Genomic DNA, 8514 nt, shown 5'->3' on the forward strand with positions numbered 1-8514 from the left:
AGTGCTCATCGCAATCTCGACCTACTTTCGAACTCGCGAGGTACCTGGTGCTCGGCCGCCGCACATGGGTGCGCCGGCTCCGTGCTCTGTCGTGTCTGCGACCCTGGGCAACGCCTCGACGTAGCGCACGAGTGCAGCGGTGTCGAGCGGACCCTGCAGGCGGAACGCCCGCGGGAACGCCCGGCGGCGCAGCGCCAGGTCAAGGCATCCCGGCACGGGGTGGAGGTGCGCTCCCCGGCCGGGCAGCGTGCCTCGGGGATCGGGGACGCAGGCGCCCTCGACCGCCGTCACACGCAGCAGGTCATGTTTGGCCGCTCGTTCCCTACACCCGACGCAGGTGCGTTCCGGGCATGAATGGTCACGCGTCCAGCCAGACACGTCCAAGTCTACCCCTCTGATGGTCTTCGTTCCGACCCGGTTGTTCCGAACGGTCAGCGCTCCGTCAACGGTCGCCGTCCTCGTCGGGACGGGTCGCGGGGCCCTCGGTGTCGACATCCGGACGGATGTCGATCCGCCAGCCGGTGAGCCGGGCGGCGAGACGGGCGTTCTGCCCCTCCTTGCCGATCGCCAGCGACAGCTGGTAGTCCGGCACGGTCACCCGGGCCGAGCGGGTGTCGTAGTCGACGATCTCGACCCGGGTCACCCGTGCGGGTGAGAGCGCGTTGGCGACCATCTCGGCCGGGTCGTCGGACCAGTCCACGATGTCGATCTTCTCGCCGAGCAGTTCGGCCATCACCGCGCGCACCCGGCCGCCCATCGGGCCGATGCAGGCGCCCTTGGCGTTCAGCCCGGACTTGCCGGTCCACACCGCGATCTTGCTGCGGAAGCCGGCCTCGCGGGCGATGGCGGCGATCTCCACCGTGCCGTCCGCGATCTCCGGGACCTCCAGCGCGAACAGCTGGCGGACCAGGTTGGGGTGGGTCCGCGACAGCGTCACCGAAGGCCCGCGGACGCCGCGGCGCACCGCGACCACGTAGCACTTCAGCCGCAGCCCGTGCTTGTAGTCCTCGCCCGGGACCTGCTCCTGGGCCGGCAGGATCGCCTCGATCTTGCCGATGTCGACCAGGACGTTCTTGGGGTCCTTGCCCTGCTGCACCACGCCGGTGACGATGTCGCCCTCGCGGCCGGCGTACTCGCCGAAGGTCAGCTCCTCCTCGGCGTCGCGCAGCCGCTGCAGGATGACCTGCTTGGCGGTGCTCGCCGCGATCCGGCCGAAGCCGCTCGGGGTGTCGTCGAACTCGCGCGGGGTGCCGCCCTCGGCGACCTCGTCCGCGTCCTCCTTGGCCCAGACCGTCACATGGCCGGTCCCGCGGTCCAGCTCGACCCTGGCCTTGTGCCGCGAGCCCTCAGTGCGGTGGTACGCAATGAGGAGGGCCGACTCGATCGCCAGGACCAGCTGGTCGAACTTGATCTCCCGCTCCTGCACCAACCTGCGCAGGGCACTCATGTCGATATCCACGGCTACGCCTCCTCTTCCTCGTCGTCGGTGTCCACGTCGTCCGCGAGGTCCTCGTCGGCGACGTCCTCGGCGAGGTCGTCATCGTCGTCGAGGCCCTTGCGGTTGAACTCGATCTGCACCCGGGCCTTGGCGACCTCGGCGAACGCGATCCGCCGCTCGGCGGCCCTGCCCCTGCCCTTGACCGGGGGGATCTCCAGCAGCACGCCGTCCTCGTCGGACTCCAGCACCCGGCCAGTGAACTCGGCGCCCTGCGCGGGCTGCACCTTGACCAGGCGGGTACGGGCCCGCCGCCAGTGCCGCGGCTGGGTGAGCAGCCGCTCGGCGCCCGGGGAGCCGACCTCCAGCCGGTACTCGCCGTCCCCCAGCACCGCGGTGCCCTCGGGGCCGTCCAGCAGCGCGCCGAAGGCACGGCTCAGCTCGGCCACGGTGTCCAGGTCCACCCCGCCGTCGGCGTCCAGGACCACGTCGAGAACGCGGCGCCCGCCGACCTTGCTGAGGGCGACCTCCTCCAGATCCACGCCCGCCTCGGCGGCGAGCGGTTCCAGCAGAACATGCAGCCGGTCGTTCAGGGTCGTGCTCATCCGGGTGACTCCTCGGCCGCGTCTGCTGTTGTCTGTAGGTCGCAAAGAACAGCCCACAGCCTATCCGCTCACACCCCGAACTGCCGATTCGACGGTTCCGGGCGACTTCGGCCGACTTTCCGGGGGTGGCGCCCACGGGAGTGGATCTTTCGATAACGTCCCTGGTCGTGACCACCTCTGCCCCCGGCATCCGGCGCCGCGCACTTCTCGGCACCGGACTGCTCGGTCTGCTCACCGCCTGCGGTAGCGGCACGGCCGGCTCCGCGGACGGCCGCACCGCCCGTACCGTCCTCGGCCCCGACCCCGACCTGCCGGTGCGGGCCAGGGCGCGGGCCGCCACCGCGGCCCTGGCCGGGGCCTACGACGCGGCGCTGCTGGCGCACCCCGACCTGGGCGGCCGGCTGCGGCCGCTGCGCGCGCAGCTCGCGGTCCAACTGACCGCGTTCGGGGCCGCGACCGCCACGCCGACGCCGTCCGCCACAGCCGTCCCGTCCGCCACCGCGCCGCCGGTGCCGCCCGCCGCGCCGAGCAGCGCCGCGGCGATGCTGCTCGGGCTCGGCACCGCCGAGCTGGGCACCGCCGCCGCCAGGACCGCCGACCTGGCGGCGGCCTCCCCCGCGCTGGCCCGGCAGCTCGCCTCGGCCGCCGCCAACGGGGCCCAGCACGCGATGCTGCTGCGCGGCAGCGTCCCGGCAGGACCCGCGCCCGCCGGGCCGCCCGCCGGCGCTCCGCTGCCCGCCCCGGCGCTCGCCGCGCTGCAGGCCGCGCTGGCGGCGGAGGACGCCGCCGTCTACGCCTACGGGGTGGTCGGCGCGGAGCTCGGCGGCGCTCGGCGGACCGCCGCCACCGCCGCGTACCAGGCGCACCGGGCCCGGCGCGGGGCGCTGCAGCAGTGGATCGCGGCCACCGGCGCCGTCCCGGTGGCCGCCGCGCCCGCGTACCAGCTGCCGGCGGCGGTCACCGGGACCGCCTCCGCGGTCCGGCTGGCCGGGCTGGTCGAGGACCGGACCTGCGCCGTCTACGCCAACGCGGTGCAGGCCACCGCGGGTGCGCTGCGCGGCGGCATGGCCGCGGCGCTGCGGCAGGCGGCGCTGGACACCCTGGCCTGGCGCGGCGCCGGCAGTGCCTTTCCCGGGATCGCCGATGGCTGACAATGGGCAGTGCTGACGACGGTCAGTGGCACCACCACGGGGGCGAACGAACCGAAAGGCCGGCATGTCAGCAGCAGAGCAGCAGATCGCGGTCCCGGTCCGGCTACGGGAGACCGTGACCGCCTGGGAGGGCGTGTCGGGAACGGCCTGGCTGGAATCGCTGCCGCGGCTGGCGCGGGAGCTGATGGAGCGCTGGAACCTCACCCTCGACCGGGTGTTCGAGCCGGGCGGACAGGTCAGCCTGGTGCTCTACGTCCGGCGTGACGACGGCTCAGCCGCCGTGCTGAAACTGGGACTTCCCTCCCCCGAGGCCGACCTTGAGCACGCCGCACTGGCACACTGGGACGGCCGCGGCGCGGTCCGGCTGTTCGAGGCCGATCCCGAGCACCGGGCGATGCTGCTGGAACGCCTGCACGGGGAGGTGCCGCTGCTGTCACTGGCCGAGGGCAAGGCGATGCTGGAGGCCGCCGGCACCCTGCAGCGGCTCTGGGTCGCCCCGCCGGACCGGCACTGCTTCACCACGGTCGCCGAACGGGTCGCCGGGCTCTGCGCGGAACTGCGGCGGCGCCGCGAGCTGGTGGCCGAACCGGAGCTGCGGCCACTGCTGGACGAGGCCCTGGCGGTCGCGGACGAGCTGCTGGCCGACCGGACCGAGCAGGTGCTGCTGCACGGCGACTTCCACCACGGCAATGTGCTCGCGGCCGAGCGCTCGCCCTGGCTGGCCATCGACCCCAAGCCGCTGGTCGGCGAACGCGCGTACGACCTGGCCTGGCTGGCCCAGGACCGGCTGGAGACCCTGGCCGGGGTGCCCGGCCCGCAGGCCGCCGCGCGCCGCAGGCTGCAGCGCCTGGCGGACTCGGTGGACGTGGACCGGGACCGGCTGCGCGGCTGGACCCTGTTCCGTACGGTCGAGGCCGGCGCCTGGAGCCTCGAGGTCGGCGACCCGCGCCAGGCCGCGCTGTACCTGGAGTTCGCCGCGATGCTCTGACCCCCGAGCCCTCCGCCCCGGCCCTTCACCGAGAAGCCAGAAAAGCCCGAGAACCCGAGAAGTCCGAGACCCGAGAGGACCGCGCCCGTGGCCGGCCGTCCCAGCCCCCGCCGCAAACGGATCTCCGACCAGGAGATCGAGAAGATCCGCGGCTTCAACCCGTACGCCCTGCTGCCCTGGATACTGCTGGCGCTCAGCCCGCTGCTGGGCGTGCTGCACGGGCACTACCCGCGGCCGGTGGCGGCGATGTTCGGGCTCGGGCTGTTCGCGCTGCTCTACGCGGGCACGGTGGTCAGCGCCTTCTCCGCACGGACCAGGGACGGACGGCTGCCGGTGGCGCTGGCGCTGGTCATGGTGCCGGTCACCGGGGCGCTGGCCGGCTCGCTGCCGAGCGGTCTGGCCCTGTACCCGCTGCTGGCCATCGCCTGCGCGGTGGTGGTGCCCGCCCGCGGCGGACCGCTGGTGCTGCTCGGCGTGCCGGGACTGGCCGCGCTCACCGCCTACATGCGCGGCCAGGACGGCAGCGTGCTCACCGCCGCCTGGAGCAGCCTGCTGCCCGGGGCGATCGTCTTCGTGATGCTCAAGCTGTTCTCGGTGGTGACCCAGCTCAAGGAGACCCGTGAGGAGCTGGCGCGGGCGGCGGTCGCCGAGGAGCGGCTGCGGTTCAGCCGGGACCTGCACGACCTGCTCGGCCACAGCATGTCGGTGATCGCGCTCAAGGCCGAGGTGGTGCGCAGGGTGGCGCCGACCGACCTGGACGCGGCGCTGGCCCAGGCCGCGGACATCGAGCAGGTCAGCCGCAAGGCCCTGGCCGAGATCCGGGAGGCGGTCACCGGTTACCGGGAGACCGGGCTCAGCGAGGAGCTGCACCGGGCCCGCTCGCTGCTGGCCGCCGCCAGGATCGAACCGGTGGTCCGCGAGTCGGGGCCGCCGCTGCCGGGACAGGCCGAGAGCCTGCTCGCCTGGGTGGTCCGGGAGGGGGTCACCAATGTGGTCCGGCACGGCGCCGGGGCCCGGCAGTGCGAGATCGACCTGGACCGGGGCTCGGACCCGGTCCGGCTCAGCATCAGCAACGACGGCCCCGCCTGCCCGGCCACGGCCGGGGACGGCAACGGGCTGCGCGGCCTGGCCGAGCGGGTCACCGCGGCCGGGGGCACGCTGACGGCCGAGCCGTCCGAGGCCGGGTTCCGGCTGCTGGCGACCCTCCCGGCCCAGCGCTGAGCCTCAGCTCCGCCCGGAGAACGGAAGCACCGCGCCCATCACCGCGTAGGGCACGGTGGTGTTCGGGAACATCACCTGATTGGCCAGGTCGCGATACCCGAGCGAGCGGTAGAGCACCCGGGCCGGGGTGTCCCGGTCGATCGCCGACAGGATCGTCCGGGGCAGCCCGGTCGCCCCGCACAGGGTGGTGATCAGCAGCCGGCCCAGGCCCCGGCCCTGGTACTCGGGGTGGACGTGCAGCTCGGTCACCGAGAACGACCGGTCCAGCCAGGCCCCGTTGCCGTTCGCCTCAAGATGCGGCTCGATCACCGAACTCCACCAGTGCGAGCGGTCGTTGGGCATCCCGTAGCCGAACCCGACCAGCCGCCCGTAGGCGCCAGGATGGCTGCGCTCGACCGCGCCGAAGGCCCGTACCCCGGGGGCCTGGGCGTGCCGGCCCACGATCTGCAGCCGCACCGCGACCTCCTCGCGGCTCAGGCCGAAGGCCGCGGCCTGGACCGCGAGTGCCTCGGCGGCCCGGCCGGCGAGGTCGAAGGGCTCGATCGTGACGTCGTTCATGGCCTCGCAGGTTACCCGGTCGGCGGGGACTCGACGCGAGCGGCGTACCGGCTCGCGCCCGCCGACGAGAACGAGGACGGGGCCGCGCTGGGACTCATGGCCGGGACGCCGATCTGCGGGGCCGGGAGGCCCGGTGGGCAGTGGAGGTTGGCGAGCGACGCGGTCAGCCGCGCGGTGAGGAAGTCGAACAGGTCGGTCCCGTCGTCCGGCGACACCGCCCCGGCGAGGAACCGCTGGTCGTCGTTGATCCGCTGGGCCCCAATCGTGGCCAGGCTGGTGCAGTAGGCCAACGGGTCGCCCCGGTCGCTGCGGCTCAGCGCCGGCATGTCGACTCCGGCCCGGTAGAGGTCGGTCTTGGCCCGGCTGGTCCTCCCGTCGACCTGGACCATCGGGTCGTTGACCGGGACCAGCGCGACCGGCGCGGCCTGGAACCGGGCCGCCTGGAGCTCGTCGAGACCGAGCGAGGTGACCCGCTGCCCCGGGTCCGCCAGGTCCGGCGCGGTGTACGGGGTGCAGCCGAGGGCCGGGTCAACGAAGCCGACCAGCAGCAGGTTGTCGCTGCCGTTGAGCAGCGAGCTCGCGCCGGGCAGGGCGGCCCGGTCGGCGGCGGTCCGCTGCGCCGTCCTGCCGTCCGCGGTGGCCAGGTAGTCGGTGGTGACGTTGTCGCTCTGGTCCTGGTCGACCAGGCCGAAGTCACGGGTGCTCAGGCAGGCCCTGCCGTCACTCCCGGTGCCCAGCGGCGGGACGACCAGCCGGCCGGACCGCTCCGCGGCGTCAGCGGCGCGGAAGAAGGCGGGGGCGTCGCAGTACGCGAACTGCGTGAACAGGGACCTGCCCAGGCCGTTGACGCAGTGTCCGGCGCGCAGGCTGCCGCCGGTGCCGCGCAGGGTGAGGGTATCGGCGTTGAAGCCGAACCAGATGCCGACCACGGCGTGGGCCGGGAGTCTGGGCCGGACCGGCGGGGCGGCGGGGCGGCTGCCCCGGTCGACCACCAGCGGGTCGTAGACCGACAGCGCGCCGGTGGCCGGGTCGATCACCGTGGCCTGGACGAAGGCGGACTGCGCGGTGTCCGCCTCATGGCAGGGGCCCTGCCGCGGGTCCGTGGCGGAGAGCAGGTACGGCGTCGCCAGGCCCTTGGCGCTCAGCGGGTTCGCCGGGACGGTGAGGGTGCAGGCCGCGTTGGGGCCGGCCGGTGCGGCGACCGGTCTGCCGGTAGCGCCGAGAGCGGTGCCGAGCAGCGCGGCCAGGCCGAGGAAGGCGGCCAGCGCGGCGAGCAGGTAGCGGAAGCGGTAGCGCATACGCGGTCCTCTGCCGGAGGTCACTCAAGGTGATGACGGCGCGAGTGTATGCATGGCGCGCAGCCGTACGAGCTGCTTCCCGGAACATCTGCACCAGACGTCACCGAAGCACGCAAAAGGTGCGCCGAATCAGAAGAGGACGCTCATGAACGTGCCTACTTCGGAGAAGCCGACCCGGCGGTAGGCGGCCCGCGCCGCGGTGTTGAAGTCGTTCACGTAGAGGCTGACCACCGGGGCCACCTCGCGCAGCGCGTGCTCCACCACGGTGGCCATGCCGCCCTCGGAGTAGCGCCGGCCGCGGTGCTCGGGGGCGACCCAGACGCCCTGGATCTGGCAGGCGTGCGCGGTGACCGCGCCGATCTCCGCCTTGAAGACGACCTTGCCGTCCTCGAACCGGGCGAAGGCGCGGCCGGTGGTCACCAGCTCGGCGATCCGGGCCCGGTAGAGCAGTCCGCCGTCCCCGGCCAGCGGGGAGACCCCGACCTCCTCGGTGAACATGGCCACGCAGGCGGGGATGAGCAGGTCCATCTCGTCCCGGCGGACCCTGCGCACCCCGGGGTCGGGGGCGATCTCGGCGGAGGGCTGCCAGGTGGCCATCAGCGGCTGGTTGGGGCGCAGCTCGCGGGCCGGGCCCCAGGCGGGTTCGAGCAGCGACCACAGCAGCGCGGTGGGCTCGGCCGGGCCGACGATGGAGGAGCAGCGGCGTCCCTGCCGCCGGGCCCGCTCGGCGAAGGCCCGCACCGCGTCGGGTCCGGCGCTCAGCGGGACCAGGTTGGCCCCGGCGTAGCACAGGGCCTCCAGTCGGCGGCCCTCGTACCAGCCCCACATCTCGCCGCCGAGACGCCAGGAGTCGAGCCCGGCGACGGCCACCCGGGCGGCGACGAAGGCGTTGGCGACCGGGTCGCGGTCGAGCACCTCAAGGGCAGCCGGGAGGTCACCGGGTTCCAGGACCCGCGTCGACGTCACCGAACTGCTCAGCACGGAGGAACCCTATCCCCTCCCGCACCACGGGAGGGGCCACCGGGGGTCACCCTCTTGCCGTACCGGCTACTCGCTGACGGCGACGACCGGCTCGCCGGAGGCGACGCCGTCCTTCTGCATCTGCTCGGCGAGCTTCAGTGCCTCCTCGATCAGGGTCTCCACGATCTTGGACTCCGGCACCGTCTTGATCACCTCACCCTTGACGAAGATCTGACCCTTGCCGTTCCCCGACGCCACCCCCAGATCAGCCTCACGCGCCTCACCAGGACCGTTCACC

The 8514-nt window shown here is 73.7% G+C and carries 10 protein-coding genes; 3 read left to right on the forward strand and 7 right to left on the reverse strand.

All coding sequences use genetic code 11. From position 1 onward, the window contains the following. Positions 1–21: 21 nt before the first annotated feature. From ACEZDE_RS33155 to rimP, 3 genes are all read right to left on the reverse strand, one after another. The gene (locus tag ACEZDE_RS33155; protein WP_380544712.1) at positions 22–378 is read right to left on the reverse strand and encodes a YlxR family protein; all 357 of its coding nucleotides are present in this window, start codon (positions 376–378) and stop codon (positions 22–24) included. Positions 379–442: 64 nt separating this feature from the next. Then, positions 443–1459, reverse strand: a complete 1017-nt coding sequence (nusA, locus tag ACEZDE_RS33160) for a transcription termination factor NusA (RefSeq protein ID WP_380544715.1) — start codon at positions 1457–1459, stop codon at positions 443–445. A 2-nt stretch (positions 1460–1461) separates the two neighbouring features. Beyond that, a complete protein-coding gene (gene rimP, locus ACEZDE_RS33165) occupies positions 1462–2040 on the reverse strand; it encodes a ribosome maturation factor RimP (RefSeq protein ID WP_380544718.1) in 579 nt (192 codons plus the stop codon). Between the two features lie 167 nt (positions 2041–2207). Between rimP and ACEZDE_RS33170 the strand changes: the two genes are divergently transcribed. From ACEZDE_RS33170 to ACEZDE_RS33180, 3 genes are all read left to right on the forward strand, one after another. Further along, on the forward strand, positions 2208–3191 hold the full coding sequence (locus tag ACEZDE_RS33170; protein WP_380544721.1) for a DUF4439 domain-containing protein: 984 nt from the start codon (positions 2208–2210) through the stop codon (positions 3189–3191). A gap of 64 nt (positions 3192–3255) precedes the next feature. Continuing rightward, positions 3256–4179 carry an aminoglycoside phosphotransferase family protein gene (locus ACEZDE_RS33175; RefSeq protein ID WP_380544724.1) on the forward strand — a complete coding sequence of 308 codons (924 nt, stop codon included), beginning with the start codon at positions 3256–3258 and terminating at the stop codon, positions 4177–4179. Positions 4180–4266: 87 nt separating this feature from the next. Continuing rightward, positions 4267–5400, forward strand: a complete 1134-nt coding sequence (locus ACEZDE_RS33180) for a sensor histidine kinase (protein WP_380544727.1) — start codon at positions 4267–4269, stop codon at positions 5398–5400. A 3-nt stretch (positions 5401–5403) separates the two neighbouring features. Here the strand turns inward: ACEZDE_RS33180 and ACEZDE_RS33185 are convergent, their stop codons facing one another. The 4 genes from ACEZDE_RS33185 to ACEZDE_RS33200 form a co-directional block, all read right to left on the reverse strand. Then, on the reverse strand, positions 5404–5958 hold the full coding sequence (locus ACEZDE_RS33185) for a GNAT family N-acetyltransferase (protein WP_380544730.1): 555 nt from the start codon (positions 5956–5958) through the stop codon (positions 5404–5406). An 11-nt stretch (positions 5959–5969) separates the two neighbouring features. Next, positions 5970–7256: a hypothetical protein gene (locus ACEZDE_RS33190; protein ID WP_380544733.1), complete on the reverse strand. Its 1287-nt coding sequence runs from the start codon at positions 7254–7256 to the stop codon at positions 5970–5972. A 129-nt stretch (positions 7257–7385) separates the two neighbouring features. After that, positions 7386–8234 (reverse strand): GNAT family N-acetyltransferase, encoded by an 849-nt coding sequence (locus tag ACEZDE_RS33195; protein ID WP_380544739.1) that lies wholly within the window; start codon positions 8232–8234, stop codon positions 7386–7388. 69 nt (positions 8235–8303) lie between these two features. After that, positions 8304–8514, reverse strand: a 211-nt coding sequence (locus ACEZDE_RS33200; RefSeq protein ID WP_380544736.1) for a flavodoxin-dependent (E)-4-hydroxy-3-methylbut-2-enyl-diphosphate synthase, incomplete at its 5' end; no start/stop codon positions are given.

Origin of the sequence: Streptacidiphilus cavernicola, assembly GCF_042510955.1 — a bacterium.
Lineage (GTDB): Bacteria > Actinomycetota > Actinomycetes > Streptomycetales > Streptomycetaceae > Streptacidiphilus > Streptacidiphilus cavernicola.